At 75.0% G+C, this 15603-nt stretch carries 13 protein-coding genes; 4 read left to right on the plus strand and 9 right to left on the minus strand.

Annotated features, from left to right (window positions below; all coding sequences use genetic code 11):
* Nucleotides 1-110 precede the first annotated feature (110 nt).
* The 4 genes from ACQUFX_RS09120 to ACQUFX_RS09135 all read right to left on the minus strand — a co-directional run bounded on the left by ACQUFX_RS09120 (nt 111) and on the right by ACQUFX_RS09135 (nt 5417).
* Nucleotides 111-1394 carry a citrate synthase gene (locus ACQUFX_RS09120; protein WP_428965571.1) on the minus strand — a complete coding sequence of 428 codons (1284 nt, stop codon included), beginning with the start codon at nt 1392-1394 and terminating at the stop codon, nt 111-113.
* A 336-nt stretch (nt 1395-1730) separates the two neighbouring features.
* Entirely contained in the window at nt 1731-3833 is a 2103-nt protein-coding gene (locus ACQUFX_RS09125; protein ID WP_428965572.1) for a sulfatase-like hydrolase/transferase, read from the minus strand.
* Nucleotides 3826-5250 (minus strand): class I SAM-dependent methyltransferase, encoded by a 1425-nt coding sequence (locus tag ACQUFX_RS09130; protein ID WP_428965573.1) that lies wholly within the window; start codon nt 5248-5250, stop codon nt 3826-3828. The genes ACQUFX_RS09125 and ACQUFX_RS09130 overlap by 8 nt, the downstream gene beginning before the upstream one ends.
* Nucleotides 5251-5267: 17 nt before the next feature.
* Nucleotides 5268-5417 (minus strand): hypothetical protein, encoded by a 150-nt coding sequence (locus tag ACQUFX_RS09135; protein WP_169807091.1) that lies wholly within the window; start codon nt 5415-5417, stop codon nt 5268-5270.
* Between the two features lie 198 nt (nt 5418-5615).
* Here ACQUFX_RS09135 and ACQUFX_RS09140 point away from each other — a divergent pair, with 198 nt between their 5' ends.
* Nucleotides 5616-6011 carry a VOC family protein gene (locus ACQUFX_RS09140; RefSeq protein ID WP_428965574.1) on the plus strand — a complete coding sequence of 132 codons (396 nt, stop codon included), beginning with the start codon at nt 5616-5618 and terminating at the stop codon, nt 6009-6011.
* A gap of 122 nt (nt 6012-6133) precedes the next feature.
* Here ACQUFX_RS09140 and ACQUFX_RS09145 read toward each other — a convergent pair whose 3' ends face one another.
* From ACQUFX_RS09145 to ACQUFX_RS09165, 5 genes are all read right to left on the minus strand, one after another.
* The gene (locus ACQUFX_RS09145; RefSeq protein WP_428965575.1) at nt 6134-6931 is read right to left on the minus strand and encodes a helix-turn-helix domain-containing protein; all 798 of its coding nucleotides are present in this window, start codon (nt 6929-6931) and stop codon (nt 6134-6136) included.
* 120 nt (nt 6932-7051) lie between these two features.
* On the minus strand, nt 7052-8278 hold the full coding sequence (locus ACQUFX_RS09150; protein ID WP_428966912.1) for a glycosyltransferase: 1227 nt from the start codon (nt 8276-8278) through the stop codon (nt 7052-7054).
* Nucleotides 8279-8284: 6 nt separating this feature from the next.
* Entirely contained in the window at nt 8285-10456 is a 2172-nt protein-coding gene (locus ACQUFX_RS09155; RefSeq protein ID WP_428965576.1) for an ArnT family glycosyltransferase, read from the minus strand.
* A gap of 44 nt (nt 10457-10500) precedes the next feature.
* Nucleotides 10501-11943, minus strand: a complete 1443-nt coding sequence (locus ACQUFX_RS09160) for a sensor histidine kinase (RefSeq protein WP_428966913.1) — start codon at nt 11941-11943, stop codon at nt 10501-10503.
* Between the two features lie 67 nt (nt 11944-12010).
* Nucleotides 12011-12757 (minus strand): response regulator transcription factor, encoded by a 747-nt coding sequence (locus ACQUFX_RS09165; protein ID WP_067363490.1) that lies wholly within the window; start codon nt 12755-12757, stop codon nt 12011-12013.
* A 225-nt stretch (nt 12758-12982) separates the two neighbouring features.
* On the opposite strand from ACQUFX_RS09165, the gene ACQUFX_RS09170 reads away from it, so the two are divergent.
* The 3 genes from ACQUFX_RS09170 to ACQUFX_RS09180 all read left to right on the plus strand — a co-directional run bounded on the left by ACQUFX_RS09170 (nt 12983) and on the right by ACQUFX_RS09180 (nt 15593).
* Entirely contained in the window at nt 12983-13924 is a 942-nt protein-coding gene (locus ACQUFX_RS09170; RefSeq protein WP_428965577.1) for a serine/threonine-protein kinase, read from the plus strand.
* Between the two features lie 78 nt (nt 13925-14002).
* Nucleotides 14003-14428: an OsmC family protein gene (locus ACQUFX_RS09175; RefSeq protein ID WP_067363483.1), complete on the plus strand. Its 426-nt coding sequence runs from the start codon at nt 14003-14005 to the stop codon at nt 14426-14428.
* 292 nt (nt 14429-14720) lie between these two features.
* Complete coding sequence (locus ACQUFX_RS09180; RefSeq protein WP_428965578.1) at nt 14721-15593, plus strand: hypothetical protein; 873 nt, start codon at nt 14721-14723, stop codon at nt 15591-15593.
* The last annotated feature ends 10 nt before the right edge of the window (nt 15594-15603 follow it).

Raw genomic sequence — 15603 nt, forward strand, 5'->3', positions numbered from 1 at the left:
TAGATCGACAAACACAATTGTCCGACCGGGTCCGGTCGACCTCGGACACCGAAAGGCCGCCGGCCCCTGGTAGGGGCGGCGGCCTTTCGGTACCGGCGGTGGTCGGGTGGTCAGCGCTCGGCGAAGGGGACGTACGACCGCTCAGGAGCACCGGTGTAGAGCTGGCGCGGACGGCCGATCTTGGTCTCCGGGTCGCCGATCATCTCCCGCCACTGGGCGATCCAGCCGGGCAGCCGGCCCAACGCGAAGAGCACGGTGAACATCTTCGTCGGGAAGCCCATGGCCTTGTAGATCAGGCCGGTGTAGAAGTCGACGTTCGGGTAGAGCCGCCGGGAGACGAAGAAGTCGTCAGCGAGGGCGATCTCCTCCAACTGCATCGCGATGTCCAGCAGCGGGTCCGGCCTCTCCATCCGGCCGAGCACGTCCTGGGCGGCCTTCTTCACGATGGCGGCCCGCGGGTCGTAGTTCTTGTAGACCCGGTGGCCGAAGCCCATCAGCTTGACGCCGTCCTCCTTGTTCTTCACCTTGCGGACGAAGGACTGGACGTCACCGCCGTCGGCCTGGATCTTCTCCAGCATCTCCAGCACGGCCTGGTTGGCGCCGCCGTGCAGCGGCCCGAACAGCGCGTTCACGCCGGCCGAGACGGAGGCGAAGAGGTTGGCGTTGCTGGAGCCGACCAGGCGCACGGTCGACGTGGAGCAGTTCTGCTCGTGGTCGGCGTGCAGGATGAACAGCATGTCCAGCACCTTGGCCATCACCGGGTCGACCTCGTACGGCTCGGCCGGCACGCCGAAGGTCATCCGCAGGAAGTTCTCCACGTACCCGAGGGAGTTGTCCGGGTACAGCAGCGGCTGACCGATCGACTTCTTGTTGGCGTACGACGCGATGGTCGGCACCTTGGCCATCAGCCGGACCGTGGACATCTCCACGTGCTCGGTGTCGAACGGGTCCAGGCTGTCCTGGTAGAAGGTGCTGATCGCGCTGACCGCCGAGGAGAGCACGGCCATCGGGTGGGCGTCCCGGGGGAAGCCGTCGAAGAAGCGGCGCATCTCCTCGTGCAGCAACGAGTGCCGCCGGATGCGCTCGGTGAAGTCGGTGAGCTGGGTCTCGCTGGGCAGCTCGCCGTAGATGAGCAGGTACGAGACCTCCAGGAAGGTGGATTTCTCGGCCAGCTCCTCGATCGGGTAGCCCCGGTACCGCAGGATGCCCGCGTCACCGTCGATGTAGGTGATCGCGGAGGAGCAGGATGCGGTGTTGACGAACCCGGGGTCGTAGGTGACCAGACCGGTCTCTTTCAGGAGCTTGCTCACGACGACCCCCGGGGGGCCCTCGACCGCGTTCTGCACCGGCATCGAGAGCTGCCCACCGGGGTGATCGAGCTTGACTTCCGTCATGTGGTTCCTCGCTTCGCCGGCAGATCTACGTTGAATTGCCTTCGCTTTTACCGTAAACGCGGTTCCGGAGGTACCGCTCGCCGTGGTTCTGGGGTGAGGTATGCGTCACCCGATTCCCGACCGGTAGGATCGGAAAACCTCTGTCCGCCGGAGCTGGGCAGACGCCGCAAGACCCTTCGGGTACCCCGCCTGCGGACGGAAAACCTCCGCCGGACCGGCCCTCGGCCGGTGGGCGACGGCCCTCGGCGACCGGGGTCGAATATCGGGATAAGGCAGTCTTGAACGGACGCGCGTGGCGCCCGTTTTCCACCCATTGGCTCTCGCGGTCGACCGGTGTCAGGACAGGGCGAGGCGGTGCAGGCCACCGTCGGCGGCGACCTGGTAGACGTCCAACCGGTTGGCGCCGGCGTGGAAGAGCCGGTCGTCGGTGACGAAGGCGGCGAACCGGCGCCCGCCGGGGTCCGGGGGCACCACCGGGACGACCGCGCCGACCCGGCCGTTGACGGCCACCGCGAGCAGCGTCCCGTCGGGTACCCGGTCCGGCACGGTGCCCCAGACCAGGGCCGGCAGCCGACCCTCGGCCGGGTCGACGGCGCCGAACGCGGACAGGTCGGCCACCCGGGCGGTACCCCTGACCGGCTGGTCGCCGACGGTCGTGCCGACCAGCGGGTGCGGTGGCGGCGTCGGCGGCGGGACGGGCACCCCGCCGGGGATGGTGACCGGCTCACCCGGCCGGTCGTAGAAGACCTTCTCGGCCCGTTCCCGGGGCGCCTGGCGGGCGGAGCGGCCGTCCACCGACCACGGCACGCGGATCCCGACCACGTCGAGGACGGTCGGCAGCAGGTCGACGTGCTCCCAGTTACGCGCGTCGATCCGGCCGGTGCGCTGCCCGGGTTCCTTGACGAACAACGGCACCCCGGCCACCTGGCCCGGCTCGGCGCGGATCGCGCCCATCCCCCGCCCCTGCGCCCCCCGGGTGAAGCTCACCCCGTGGTCGGCGGTGACCAGCAGCAACGCCTGGTCGTACAGGCCGGTGGCGCGCAGGGTGCGCAGCGTCTCGCCGATCAGCCGGTCGGTGTACCCGAGCTGCGCCAGGTGCCGCTGCCGGGCCAGGTCGACCCAGCCGGCGCCCTCGTTGGGCAGGTCCTCCGGGGCGTCGTAGCGGGCCCCGGACGGCAGGTACGTCCACGGCGCGTGCGGCATCAGCAGGTGCAGGAAGTGCAGCGTCGGCCGGGCGGTCGGGCGCAGGCCGGCGAGGAAGCTGGTGAACCGGGCCGGCTGGCTCTCGTTGAGCCGGTCCCAGCGGAACGTCGGGTCGGTCGGGGCGGGCTCCGCCGCGTCCAGGCCCGCCTCGGCGCGGGTGGGTTCGCGGTACGACTCCTCCGGGTCGACCCTGCTGTCCCACGGGGCGGCGATCCGCCCGAGCAGCTCGGCGCTGCGCCGGGCCAGCACGCCGAGCCCCTGCTCGGGGCGGGTCGGCTGGTCGCAGCGGCTGGGTGGGCAGAGCCGGGTGATGCTCTCCTGCGCGCGGATGTCGTACCGGCCGCCGAGGGCGGTGAAGAGGTTGTCCGGGTAGCGGGAGTAGTGCGGGGCGGCCGCCGTCGCCGGGTACCGGCCGGTGAGCATCGCCGGCAGCGCGTACGGGGTCCAGCCGCTGATCCCGCTCGCGGCGGGGTACCAGGTCGAGCCCGCCGCCAGCGCGGCGAAGTGCGGGTACCGCTCGGCGTCGATCCGGCCGTCCGGGCCGAGCAGGGAGACCAGCGGGAACTCGTCGAGGATCAGCAGCACCACCGGCGGCCGGACCCCCGGCCCGTGGGCCACCCCGGCCACGCCGCCGGAACCGCGCGGCAGGACCACCGTCGAGGCGGGCGAGACGAGCACGAAGAGCGCGACGAAGACCAGCGGCCCGACCGCGGCCACCCGCAGCACCCGCCCCAGCACGCCGAACCGCCGGTACGCGGACGCCCCGGCCGCGCCCAGCACGACCGCCGCCGCCAGCAGCGGTACCCCGCGCAGGGGCGTGCCGTGCCGCCCGACCTGGACCGCCAGCGCGGCCACCAGCAGCCCGAGCAGCAGGGTGTGCGCGGCTTCGCGGGCGGCCCGGCCGGCCAGCCGGCTCACCGCGCCGAGCAGCCCCAGCCCGGCGGTGGGCAGCAGCGCGATCAGCGCCACCAGCGCCGCGACGTCCACGGGGCGGGCCCCGTGGAACAGGAGGAAGTCGGGGCTGCGGCCCAGCACGTCCAGCAGCGGTTGGGTGACCACCAGCCCGACCAGGGCGGTCAGCTCCAGCAGCCGGCGCAGCTCGACCCGCCAGGCCGCCGCTCCGGCCGCCGCCCCACCGCCCCGGGCCTCCTCACCGTCCTCCGTGACCTCGGGGGCCGGAGCGCCCTCGGTCGCCCCGGCGACCGGGGCGGCGGGCACCGGGGTCGGCTCAGCCACCCACGGCCACCTGGTAGAGCGTCCGGGTGCCCGAGGGCAGGTCCTGCCGCCGCTCGACGCGGCAGCGGGCGGTCAGCAGCGCCTCGAACGCCTCCCGCCGGTAGTCGGGGAAGAGCCCGTCGGGCTTGTTGTCGAGCAGCCGCCGGGCCATCGGATCGTCCGGGTGGACGAACTCCACGACCAGGCGACCGCCCGGCGCGACGGCGTCGAGGAGCCAGTCGAGCACCGCCGGCAGCGGCACGTTGCGGCCGAGCGCCAGGTGGTGCACCACGGCCAGGGCGAGGACCACGTCCGCCCGCGCCCGCGCGCCGAACCCGGCCCGCTCGACGCCCCGCCAGCCGCCGCCGGGTGACGGGTCGGCGAGGTCCATCACCAGCGGCAGGATCCGCCGGTCGTGCTCGGTCCGCAGCGTCCGGTAGAGCGTGTCGACCACGTCCGGGTCCTGCTCGACGGCGACCACGTAGTCGGCGTGACAGGCGGCGATCCGGGCGTACCGGCCGTCGTTGGCGCCGAGGTCGAGCACCAGGCGGGGCGAGCCGGCGGTGGTCAGCGCCAGCTCCACGAACCGCTCCTTGGCCGCCCGGTCGGCACCGGAGTACCCGCAGTTGCGCTGGTAGTCCGCCCAGGGGCTGGCGGCCGGCGGCCGGTCGAGCCGACGGACCAGCCGCTCGACCCCACGGACGGTGGCCAGCGCCAGCTCACGGGTGTACCCGGCGGCACGCAGTTGGGCCCGGACGTCGGTGGTGCTGGACCGGGCGTTGCGCGCCTGCATCGCGCCGTGCAGGTGCACGTGGGTGGGTACGCCCCGGTGCAGCCGGCGGGGGCCGGTGAAGAGCCGGCGCATCTGCTCGGGCTCGATCCCGTCGACCTGGGCCCGCAGCCAGGGGCGGAAGTCCAGCCCGAGGTGGGCGGTGAGCAGCAACGGATAGAGCAGCGTCTGGCAGAACTGCCGGTACCCGGCCCAGGGCTCGCCGTCACGCAGCGGCTCGAACGAGCCGACGTCGATGAAGACCGGCGCGGCCCCGCGCCACTGGAGGTTGTACGCCGACCCGTCCTTGGTGGTGAAGCCGGCCGCCAACGCGGTACGCAGGATCTCCAGGTGCAGCAGCGCGGCGTCGCGCACCATCGAGAAGGACCACTCGTACGGGTGGGAGACGAACGGGATGCGCTCGTGCCGCAGCACGGCGGCCCAGGTCACGCCGGCCGGCACCCGGGACGGGTCGACGGGTTCGGTGCCGCAGACCTTCCCCTCGGCCAGCAGCGCCGGGAAGAAGTCGGTGGCGGCCAGTGCCCGCCACTGCTCGGCGGCACGGGGGTCGAGCCCGCGCAGCACCTCGGAGCCGGCGTAGAAGACCTGGTTGCCGGGGTCGCGGAAGGAGGCGGGCTCGACGCGGGTCGGGGACTCGGAGATCGACATCGCCAGCGCCGACCGGGTCAGCTCTGGTCGGTGCGCTGCCGGCGGAACCGGGCGACGAGTCGTCGCCAGTAGAGCTTCGTGGCCACCACCACGCCGGCCGCCCCACCGACCACCGCCTGCACGATCAGGCTGCCGGAACCCGCATCCAGGTAGGCCAGGTCGATCACCGGTCGCTCCCTTCCCTCGCCGTCGCGCCGTGCCGACGCCTCCGATCCCCGCGCGAGTCCGCTTTTGTCCCGTTAGCGGGGCTATTGCCTCGTTGACAACCGTACGCGAGGCTTAACCGCACTGTTGGTGACATGGGCGACTAGCCGGGTTCCGTTTCGTTCAAGACCGCTGGCCGAAGGACGCCTAGCGTGGTCGGCATGACGCCTCGACTCGACCTCGTCGGGACGGTCGCCAGCGACATGGCCCGTACCCTCGACTTCTACCGGCGCCTCGGCCTCGACATCCCGGCCGGCGCCGAGACCGAACCGCACGTGGAGGTCACCCTCCCCACCGGGCTGCGGCTGGCCTGGGACACCGAGGAGGTGATGCGCGCGATGGACCCGCACTGGACCCGCAGTCAGGGCGGCGGCGCCAGCCTGGCCTTCCGCTGCGACAGCCCGGCCGAGGTGGACCGGTACTACGCCGAACTCACCGAGGCCGGCTACACCGGCCACCTCAAGCCCTGGGACGCCCCCTGGGGCCAGCGTTACGCGGTCCTCCTCGACCCCGACGCCACCCCCGTCGACCTCTTCGCCCCCCTCCCCACCCCATGACCCCCCGCACGCCCCGTCCCGCCGTGCGCGATCGTGCACTCACGGCCCGCACATATCCGGCACTCCTCGCAGATCGCGGACCGCAACTGCAAGATCGCCGAGGGCTGGGACGCGGGCGCGGGTCAGGGGTAAAGGAGGGCGCGGGGTGGGAGGCCGGTGAGGGCTCGCACGTCGCGGGTCAGGTGGGCCTGGTCGGCGTAGCCGGCGCGGGCGGCCACCTCGGCCAGGGGCGTACCGGCGCGGGCCAGGTCCAGCGCCCGTCGCATCCGCAGGATCCGGGCGAGGGTCTTGGGGCCGTACCCGAACAGGTGTCGGCAGCGGCGGTGCAGGGCCCGGGCGCCGAGCCCCACCTCGGCGGCGGTGGCGGCCACGGTCGCGCCGGCCGCCAGCCGGGCGGCCACCCGCCGGCCGACCGGGTCCGGGCCGCCGGCCCGGCGCAGCCGCTCGACGGCGACCGCCTCCAGCACCGACGCCACCGTCTCCGGGGCCGGGTGGTTCGCGGCCCCGGCGGGGCCCACCCGAGCGGCCGGCGGTGCGCCGACGGCCCACCCGGTGCGGTCACCGGCGCGGGGCGGGATGGGCGCGACGCCGTCGGCCACCAGCCGGGCGACCCGCTCGGCGGCGGCCTGCCCCCAGAGGTCGGCGAGGGACACCCGGCGGTCCCGCAGCTCGTCGGCGGGGACGCCGACGACCGCCGGGCCGACCCCGGGTGGCAACCGCAACCCCACCCAGCGGTCCCCGGGCGCGACCACGCTGAGGTACGCGGTCCGGTCCGGACCGGCGACCAGCAGGCCGGCGCGGCTGGACCAGAGCAGGTCGAGACAGCCGTCGGGCAGTACCCGGGTGGGCGTGGCCCCGACCGGCGCGACGCTGCTCCAGCGCACCGCCCCGGGGAGACTCGCCGGACGTTCCTGGTACACGCCGCCGAGTCTGCCACCGCCGGACGCGCCCCGCCCACGAGGCCGCACCGGTGGACCGGGCGGCGGCTCGCCCCCGAAGGGTGGGGCCGGCCCCGCCCGTGCGGCGGGGCCGGCCGGGGATCAGCGCCGGCGGTGGTGCATGCCCAGGCGGAGCAGGACGAAGCGCAGCACCGTCGCGGCCAGGTTCGCCGCGACCAGCACGGTCAGCTCCACCGCCCGGGGCGGGGTCGCGGCCACCGCGTGCAGCGTGGTCAGCGCGCCGCTGGTCAGCGCCAACCCGAGGGCGAAGGCGAGCAGCCCCTGGAGGTGGTGCCGGCCGGCGTGCCGCCGCCCGCTGATGCCGAAGGTCAGCCGCCGGTTCGCCGCCGTGTTGCCCACCGCCGTCAGCAGCAGCGCCAGCAGGTTCGCCCACTGCGGTCCGAGCGCCGCCCGGCCCGCCAGGTAGAGCAGCAGGTACGCCAGGGTGCTGGCCACCCCGACGGCGGCGAAGCGGACGAGCTGGCCGGGCAGGCCGGCCGGTACCGGCGTCGGGGGTCGGCCCAGCGGTGCCCGGCCGAGCTGCGCGCGCAGCCGGGCCAGGGGCAGCGCCCCGGTGAGCAGCGCCCGGCCCAGCCGGCCGATGCCGCGCAGGTCGGCCAGGGCGGTGGCGACGATGTCCACCCGGCTGTCCGGGTCGTCGACCCAGTCCACCGGCACCTCGTGGATCCGCAGCCCGGCCCGCTGGGCGAGGACCAGCAGCTCGGTGTCGAAGAACCAGCCGGTGTCCCGCACCAGCGGAAGCAGTTCCGCCGCCACGTCGGCCCGGATCGCCTTGAAGCCGCACTGCGCGTCGCAGAACCGGGCCGCGAGGGCGCCCCGCAGCAGCAGGTTGTAGCCCCGGGAGATGACCTCCCGCTTGACCCCGCGCACCACCCGGGAGGTCCGCGCCAGCCGGGTGCCGATGGCCAGGTCGGAGTGGCCGGAGATGAGCGGGGCGACCAGCGGCAGCAGCGCGGCCAGGTCGGTGGAGAGGTCCACGTCCAGGTACGCCAGCACCGGGGCGGGCGAGGCCGACCAGGCGGCGTGCAGCGCCCGGCCCCGGCCCTTGGCGTCCAGGTGCAGGACGGTGACCTCGGGCAGCTCGGCGGCGAGCGCCTCGGCCACCGCCAGGGTGCCGTCGACGCTGGCGTTGTCGGCGACGGTGATCCGGAACGGGTACGGCAGGTGCGCGACGAGGTAGGCGTGCAGCCGCCGGACGCAGGGGCCGAGGTCGACCTCCTCGTTGTGCACCGGGACCACCAGGTCCAGGACGGCGGTGGGGCTGTCGGTCCGGATGACCGGGCCCGGTCGGGTACCACTGGCACCGATCACGGCTCAGCCCTCCGTCGCGCCGGTCAGGTCGTACAGGGTGACGCCGTCGACGGTCCGGGCGGGGAACGTCGCCGCCACCCAGGCGGCGATCTGAGCGGACGCGTCGCTGCCTCCGATCGCGCGGAACCCGCCGCCGCCGAGGAAGTAGTGGATCCGCCCCTCGGCCACGTACCGCTGGAACTGGGCCAGGGTCGGCGCGGGGTCGCTGCCGTTGAAGCCGCCGACCGCCATCACCGGCTCGCCGGTGGCGAGCTGGTAGCCGGAGGCGTTGTTCGAGCCGACGGTGGCGGCGACCCAGGTGTACGAGTCCGCGTCCCCGACCAGCAGTTCCCGCAGGGCGGCGCTGGGTTCCCGGGCGTCGAGCAGCCCGCCCCCGCCGGGCTGACCACGGTCGCCGCCACCCGGGCGGCCGCCGGCGCCCCGGTCGGTGCCCGGGACGGAGCCGTCGGCGCCGGGCACGGAGCCGTCCGTTCCGGGGACGGAGCCGTCGGTGCCGGCGTCCTCGTCGGGGCCCCGGTCGCCGCCGGGGGCGGCCGGTGGTGGGCCACCGGGTCGGCCCGGGAACTGCCGGGTGCCGTCGTCGGTGCCCCGGCCGCCGGGGAACCAGCCGGGCTCGCCGCCGCCCGGGAAGCGACCGCCGGGGCCGCCGCCCGGCCCGAACGCGCCGCGCACCGACGGACCGGCGGTGGGGATCGACCCGGTGTGCGCGGTGGCGGCGGTCTGCACCGCGTACGCCGTCGGCCCGGCCAGCGCCGCCGCCGCACCGACCGCGAGGACCACCGGGGCCAGCCGGCCCGGCAGCCGGTCGACCAGCACCAGTGACGCCGCCGCGACCAGCCCGGTCACCAGGACCGCGTCGCGCAGCCAGGGGTACCACTCGGGGCTGCGGCCCAGCAGCACCCAGGACCACCAGGCGGTCACCGCGAGGGTGCCGGCCAGGGTCAGCCCGGCCGCCAGGGAGCGCCGGCCGGGCGCGGTGGACCGCCGCCGCCACAGCAGGGTCGTCCCGATGCCGACCAGCGCGCCGACCGCCGGGGCGAGGGCCACCGTGTAGTACTCGTGGAAGATCCCGGACATGAAGCTGAACACCGCGCCGGTGACCAGCAGCCAGCCGCCCCACAGCAGCAGCCCGGCCCGGTGGCGGTCGGTCCGCCCGGCCCGGCCGGTCGTGACCAGGCCGGCGACCAGCAGGATCAACGCGGCCGGGAGCAGCCAGGAGATCTGCCCGCCGACCTGGGTGTCGACCATGCGCAACCAGCCGGCCTGCCCGCCGAACGGGCCGCCCCCGCCGACCCGGCCCACCTCCTCGCCGGTCAGCCGGCCGAGGCCGTTGTAGCCGAGGGTCAGCTCCAGCACGCTGTTGCCCTGCGACCCGCCGACGTAGGGGCGGGCGCCGGCCGGCACCAGTTCCACGACCGCCACCCACCAGCCGGCGGCGACCACCAGCGCCAGGCCGGCCGCCAGCACCTGCCGGACCCGCCGCCACCATCCGGTCGGCGCGGCCACCAGGTACACCCCGGCCAGCACCGGCACCACCAGGAACGCCTGGAGCATCTTGGTGAGGAAGCCGACGCCGACCAGGACGCCGGCCAGCACGAGCCACCGGGTGGCCGCCGTCTCCACCGCCCGGACCGTGGCGTAGCCGGCGGCGACCAGCAGGAACACCAGCAGCGCGTCGGGGTTGTTGAACCGGAACATCAGGACGGCCACCGGGGTCAGCGCCAGCACCGTCCCCGCGACCAGGCCGGCGGCCGGGCCGTACCAGCGGCGGACGGTGGCGTGCAGGAGGGCCACCGAGGCCACCCCGAGCAGCGCCTGCGGGACCAGGATCGCCCAGCCGGTGAGCCCGAAGAGGCGGACCGACAGGGCCATCAGCCACAGCGCCGCCGGGGTCTTGTCCACGGTGATCGAGTTGGCCGCGTCCGAGGAGCCGTAGAAGAACGCCGTCCAGTTCTGCGAGCCGGCCTGCGCGGCGGCGGAGTAGTAGGCGTTGGCCCAGCCGGAGGCGCCCAGCCCCCACAGGTACAGCACGGCGGTGCCGGCCAGCAGGACGACCAGCGCCGGTCGCGCCCACCGGGGCGGCGGTTGGGGTCGGCCCGGGGCCGTCGGGTGCGGGGCGGACGCCGGGCGGGCCGCAGCGGGGTACGGGATCGAGGGGGTCTCGGTCGGGGTCATGCGGCCAGCCTGGTGTGGCGGGCTGGCCGGGCCCCGTGGACCGGCTATGTGTCCGCTGTGGACTCCGGCGGCCCCGGCAGCCGGACCCGGAACTCGGTGCGGCCCGGCCGACTGTCCACCTCGACCGTGCCGTGGTGGGCCTCCACCACGGCCGCCACGATGGCCAGGCCGAGCCCGGTGCTGCCGTGCGCCCGGGACCGGGAGCTGTCGCCCCGGGCGAACCGTTCGAAGACCTCGGGTTGCAGCTCGGCCGGGATTCCCGGGCCGTCGTCGGTGACGCCGAGCCAGGCCCCGGCGGGGTCGACGCCCAGCCGGGTGGTGACCGTCGTCCCGGCCGGCGTGTGCACCCGGGCGTTGGCCAGCAGGTTCGCCACCACCTGGTGCAGCCGGGCCGCGTCGCCGGCGACGGTCACCGCCTCGTCGGGCAGGTCGAGCTGCCAGCGGTGGTCGGGGCCGGCGACGTGCGCGTCGCTGACCGCGTCGACGACCAGGGCGCTCAGGTCGACCGGGCCGGTGGCGAGCGGGCGGCCGGAGTCGAGCCGGGCCAGCAGCAGCAGGTCGTCGACGAGGCTGGTCATCCGGGTGCTCTCCGACTCGACCCGGCGCAGCGCGTGCGCCACGTCCGGCGGCACCTCGGCCCGGCCCCGCCGGGCCACCTCGGCGTACCCCCGGATGGCCGCCAGGGGGGTGCGCAGCTCGTGACTGGCGTCGGCGACGAACTGGCGGACCCGGGTCTCGCTGGCCTGCCGGGCGGCGAGCGCGGCGGCGACGTGCCCGAGCATCCGGTTGAGCGCGGCGCCGACCTGCCCGACCTCGGTGCGCGGGTCGGTGTCGGCGGCCGGTACCCGCACCGACAGCGCCACCTCGCCCCGGTCCAGGGGCAGCTCGGTGACCCGGCCGGCGGTGGCGGCCACCCGACGCAACGGACGCAGGGTGGCCCGCACGATCAGCGCGCCGGCGCTGCCGACGACGAGCAGGCCGGCGGTGACGAGGCCGGCCTGGGCGGCGACCATCCACCAGACGGTCTCCTGCACCCCGGCCAGCGGCAGGCCGAACGCCCGGACGCTGCCGTCGGTCATCTGCCGGGCGACCACCCGATAGTCGCCCAGCTCGCCGAGGTGGCGGGTACGGGGGCGGCCGTCGGTCGGCAGACCGGCCAGGGGGGACAGCGCGGCGACCGGCACCGCCTCCTCGGCCCGGCCGGTGGTGAGGGTCCGGGCCGCCACGACCTGGCCGGCCGAGACCTGGGCGACGATCGTGCCCGGCGGGAAGCCGGGCGGGATGCCCAGCAGGTCCCAGCGCCGGTTCGGGGGCATCGGTTCCCGCCCCTCCGGCCAGCGGCTCTCCGGGCGGAGCTGGTCGTCGACCTGGTTGACCAGGACCTGCTGCAGGGCGACCGTGGTGACCCCGCCGATGCCGACGCTGACCAGGGCCAGCAGCATGACCACGGTGGCCACCAGCCGGGCCCGCAGCGACCGGCCGGCCAGCCACCGCCGCAGCCGGCCGGCCGGGGCGGGCGGGGGTACGGCCGGGGTCGACGGGGGTGCGGCCGGCTCAGTCGGCGGGTTTGAGGACATAGCCCGCGCCCCGCAAGGTGTGGATCATCGGCTTGCGGCCGGCGTCGATCTTCTTCCGCAGGTACGAGATGTACAGCTCCACGACGTTGGCCTGGCCGCCGAAGTCGTAGTTCCACACCCGGTCCAGGATCTGCGCCTTGCTGAGCACCCGGCGCGGGTTGCGCATCAGGTACCGCAGCAGCTCGAACTCGGTGGCGGTGAGCGTGACGAGCTGCCCGTCCCGGCGTACCTCGTGGCTGTCCTCGTCGAGGGTGAGGTCACCGACGGTCAGCACCGCGTCCGGCCGGGCGGCCACGGCGAGCCCGGAGCGGCGCAGCAGGGCCCGCAGCCGGGCGATCACCTCCTCCAGGCTGAACGGTTTGGTGACGTAGTCGTCGCCGCCGACGGTGAGACCGGCGATCCGCTCCTCCACGGCGTCCCGGGCGGTCAGGAAGAGCACCGGCACCGTCGGGGTGTGCTCGCGCAGCCGGCGCAGCACCTGGAAGCCGTCCAGGTCGGGCAGCATCACGTCGAGGACCACCACGTCCGGCTCGAACTGGCGGGCGGTGCTCAGCGCCGTCATCCCGTTGCCGGCGGCGCGGACCTGCCAGCCCTCGTACCGCAGGGCCATCGACAGCAGGTCGGTCAGGGTGGACTCGTCGTCGACCACCAGCACCCGCACCGGGGTGCCGTCGGGGCGGCTCAGCTCGATCCGGCCCTGCTCGACCTGCCAGTTCATGACCATGCCCCCATCGTGGGCGGGTTCGCTGTGCGGCGCCTCTGCCGTTCCTGTGTACCAGCTGTGGGGGCCGGGGCGGGGTGGTTCGCCCCGGATCACGCCCGGACACCGCCGGGCACCGGCGCCGCCGGCCCGTCGGGGCCACGGTTTGCCCTGTTGACGGGAGGGGTACCGCGAGCGGTGGTACCGCGCCCGACCCCCTGGCGCGGTGACGGAGCAAAGGAGCGGTCGATGAGGACGCTGGACGGCCGGTACCGGCTCGAACAGCGCATCGGCATCGGTGGCATGTCGGAGGTGTGGCACGCCCACGACATGGTGCTGGACCGGCCGGTCGCGGTGAAGCTGATGTCGGCCGGCCGTGACGGTGACGGCGTGCCCATGGAGCAGATCCGCACCGAGGCGCGGTCGGCGGCCCGTCTGGTGCACCCGAACGTGGCCAGCGTGCACGACTTCGGCACGGCGTCGGCGCTGCCCGGCCGCCCGGTGCCGTACCTGGTGATGGAGCTGGCCGAGGGCGAGACGCTGGCGGCGCACCTGCGGGGCGGGCCGTTGGACTGGCGGATCGCGGTCCGGGTCTGCGCCGAGGTCTGCGCGGCCCTCGCCGCCGCGCACGCGCACGGCATCGTGCACCGGGACGTGAAGCCGGCGAACGTGATGTTGACCCCGTCGGGCGTCAAGGTCCTCGACTTCGGCATCGCCACGGCGGTCGGCGCCCCGGACACCACCCCCGACGGGGTGGTGCTGGGCACCCCGGCGTACCTCGCGCCGGAGCAGTTCGAGCGGGGGCCGGTCACCCCGGCCGCCGACATGTACGCCCTCGGTGTCCTGCTGTACTACTGCCTCACCGGCCGGCTGCCGTACGCGGCCGACACCGCGACCCAGCTCATCGGTGAGCGGCGGCGGCACGCGCCGGAGCCGCTGCCGGAGATCGAGGGCCTGCCGCCGGAGGTGGCCGACCTGTGCCGGCGCTGCCTGGCCGACGACCCGACCGAGCGGCCGGGCAGTCTGGTGGCGGCGTTGCTGCTGGCGGAGGCGGTCGACGCCCGGGTGTACGTGCCGATGCTCCAGCCCACCCCGCCTTCGCAGCGGATCTCGCCCTGGACCGAACGGGCGGCGAACGAGGCCACCCAGGCCGCCCCGCTGACCGACCCGTCCGGCACCCGGCAGCCCTGACCGCCGCTGGTCCCGGTGCCGGGTGTTTCGCCGGGTGGGGGGCGGGTAGCCGCTGCGGAGAGGGACGGGAGGAACGCGATGCCGGAGCCACATTCCTGGTTGCACGCTGCCACCGCGACCGCCGAGGGCGGACACGTCCGCACCGACGACGGTGAGCTCTCCACCGCGCTGGCGTCCCCGCTGGCGCCACACTGCACCGGGCTGACGCCGGAACAACTGCTGGCCGCGGCGTTCGCCTCCTGCCTGCACCACGCGGCGGTGGAGGCGGCCGGGGAGATCACCGACGAGGCGCACACCGTACAGGTCCGGGCCGAGGCGCGGCTCGGCCGTGACGACGACGGCCGGTACCGGGCCGACGTGCACGCCTCGATCTCCTCCACCGGGCTGACCCCGGGGCAGTTGACCGAACTGGTCGAGCACGCCGACCGGCTCTGGCCGTTCTCCAGCGGCGACAGCACCCGGCACCGGCTCACGGTGACCCGGGCGCAGAACGGCGGGCGCTGACCCCCACCGTCGCGGCGGGGCCGGTCCCGCCGGGCCACCCGCGCCTCGGCCGGTGAGCTGAGGCGCATCGGCCGAACGGGGGACCCCTGGAGCAGGTGGCGAGCGGACCCGACCACCGGGCCACTTGCCACCTTTTCCACCTTATTATTGATTTTTCCGACATGTGGCTTCGGTGTCGGCCAGGCGGTTTGGGATCGACCGCGTGGAATCAGGGCGCCGACCGGGGCGGATTGTGACCCATGCCACTGGTCAGGCCGATGGCAATCGGCGCCCCACTTTCTAGCCTCGGCGGGTGCATCCCGACGACCCCTTCGCCCAGAAGCTGACCGAGACCCCGACCGATGGCCACCCGGACGACCCGGCATCCCCCGTACGGACGACCGGGCGGCACCGGACGCCGGCACGTCGTGGCGCGGCGCTGTTCGCCTCGACCCCGGTACGGGTCGCCCTCGCCACCGGCGTCACCTGCTGCCTCGGCGTGGCCGCCCTCGCCGGGGTCCGCGGCACCCAGGACGAGCCCGCCGGTGAGCCGGTCCGCGAGGCGCTGATCGACCGCGCCGCCGAGACGGACCAGCGGGCGTCCCGGGCGCTGGACCGCTCCCCCGCGCCCAGCTCCGTCCCGCCCAGCCCGAGCGCCTCCGCCACCGCCACCCCCAGCCCGACCAAGACCACGGCGAAGCCGAGGCCGAAGCCGAAGACGACGCCCGCGAAGCCGACCACCCCGCCCCGTCCCCGACCGGTGGCCGGGCTGACCCAGGTGCAGATGGACAACGCCAAGGTGATCGTTGACGTCGGCGCCGACCTGAAGATGCCCCGCCGGGCCCTGGTGGTGGCGGTGGCCACCGCGATGCAGGAGAGCAACCTGTACAACCTGGCCAGCGACGTGCTGCCCGAGTCACACCAGTACACCGACCAGGGCAGCGGCTCGGACCACGACTCGGTCGGCCTGTTCCAGCAGCGGCCCAGCAGCGGCTGGGGCACCGTCCGCGACCTGATGCGCCCCGCGCACGCCGCGCAGCTGTTCTACGAGGCGCTGCGGCAGATCCCCGGCTGGCAGTCGCTGAGCATCGCCGCCGCCGCCCAGGCCGTGCAGATCTCGGCCTTCCCCGACGCGTACGCCCAGCACGAGCAGCGGGCGAGCACGGTGGTCACCGCGCTGACCTGACCGCCCCCGC

Source organism: Micromonospora fluostatini (genome assembly GCF_050410825.1).
Lineage (GTDB): Bacteria > Actinomycetota > Actinomycetes > Mycobacteriales > Micromonosporaceae > Micromonospora > Micromonospora rosaria.

Bases quoted from the DNA above. Each gene is read 5' to 3' on its own strand.
- ACQUFX_RS09120 (WP_428965571.1), bottom strand. From the start codon at position 1,394: ATGACGGAAGTCAAGCTCGATCACCCCGGTGGGCAGCTCTCGATGCCG.
- ACQUFX_RS09130 (WP_428965573.1), bottom strand. From the start codon at position 5,250: ATGTCGATCTCCGAGTCCCCGACCCGCGTCGAGCCCGCCTCCTTCCGC.
- ACQUFX_RS09140 (WP_428965574.1), top strand. From the start codon at position 5,616: ATGACGCCTCGACTCGACCTCGTCGGGACGGTCGCCAGCGACATGGCC.
- ACQUFX_RS09155 (WP_428965576.1), bottom strand. From the start codon at position 10,456: ATGACCCCGACCGAGACCCCCTCGATCCCGTACCCCGCTGCGGCCCGC.
- ACQUFX_RS09165 (WP_067363490.1), bottom strand. From the start codon at position 12,757: ATGGTCATGAACTGGCAGGTCGAGCAGGGCCGGATCGAGCTGAGCCGC.
- ACQUFX_RS09170 (WP_428965577.1), top strand. From the start codon at position 12,983: ATGAGGACGCTGGACGGCCGGTACCGGCTCGAACAGCGCATCGGCATC.
- ACQUFX_RS09175 (WP_067363483.1), top strand. From the start codon at position 14,003: ATGCCGGAGCCACATTCCTGGTTGCACGCTGCCACCGCGACCGCCGAG.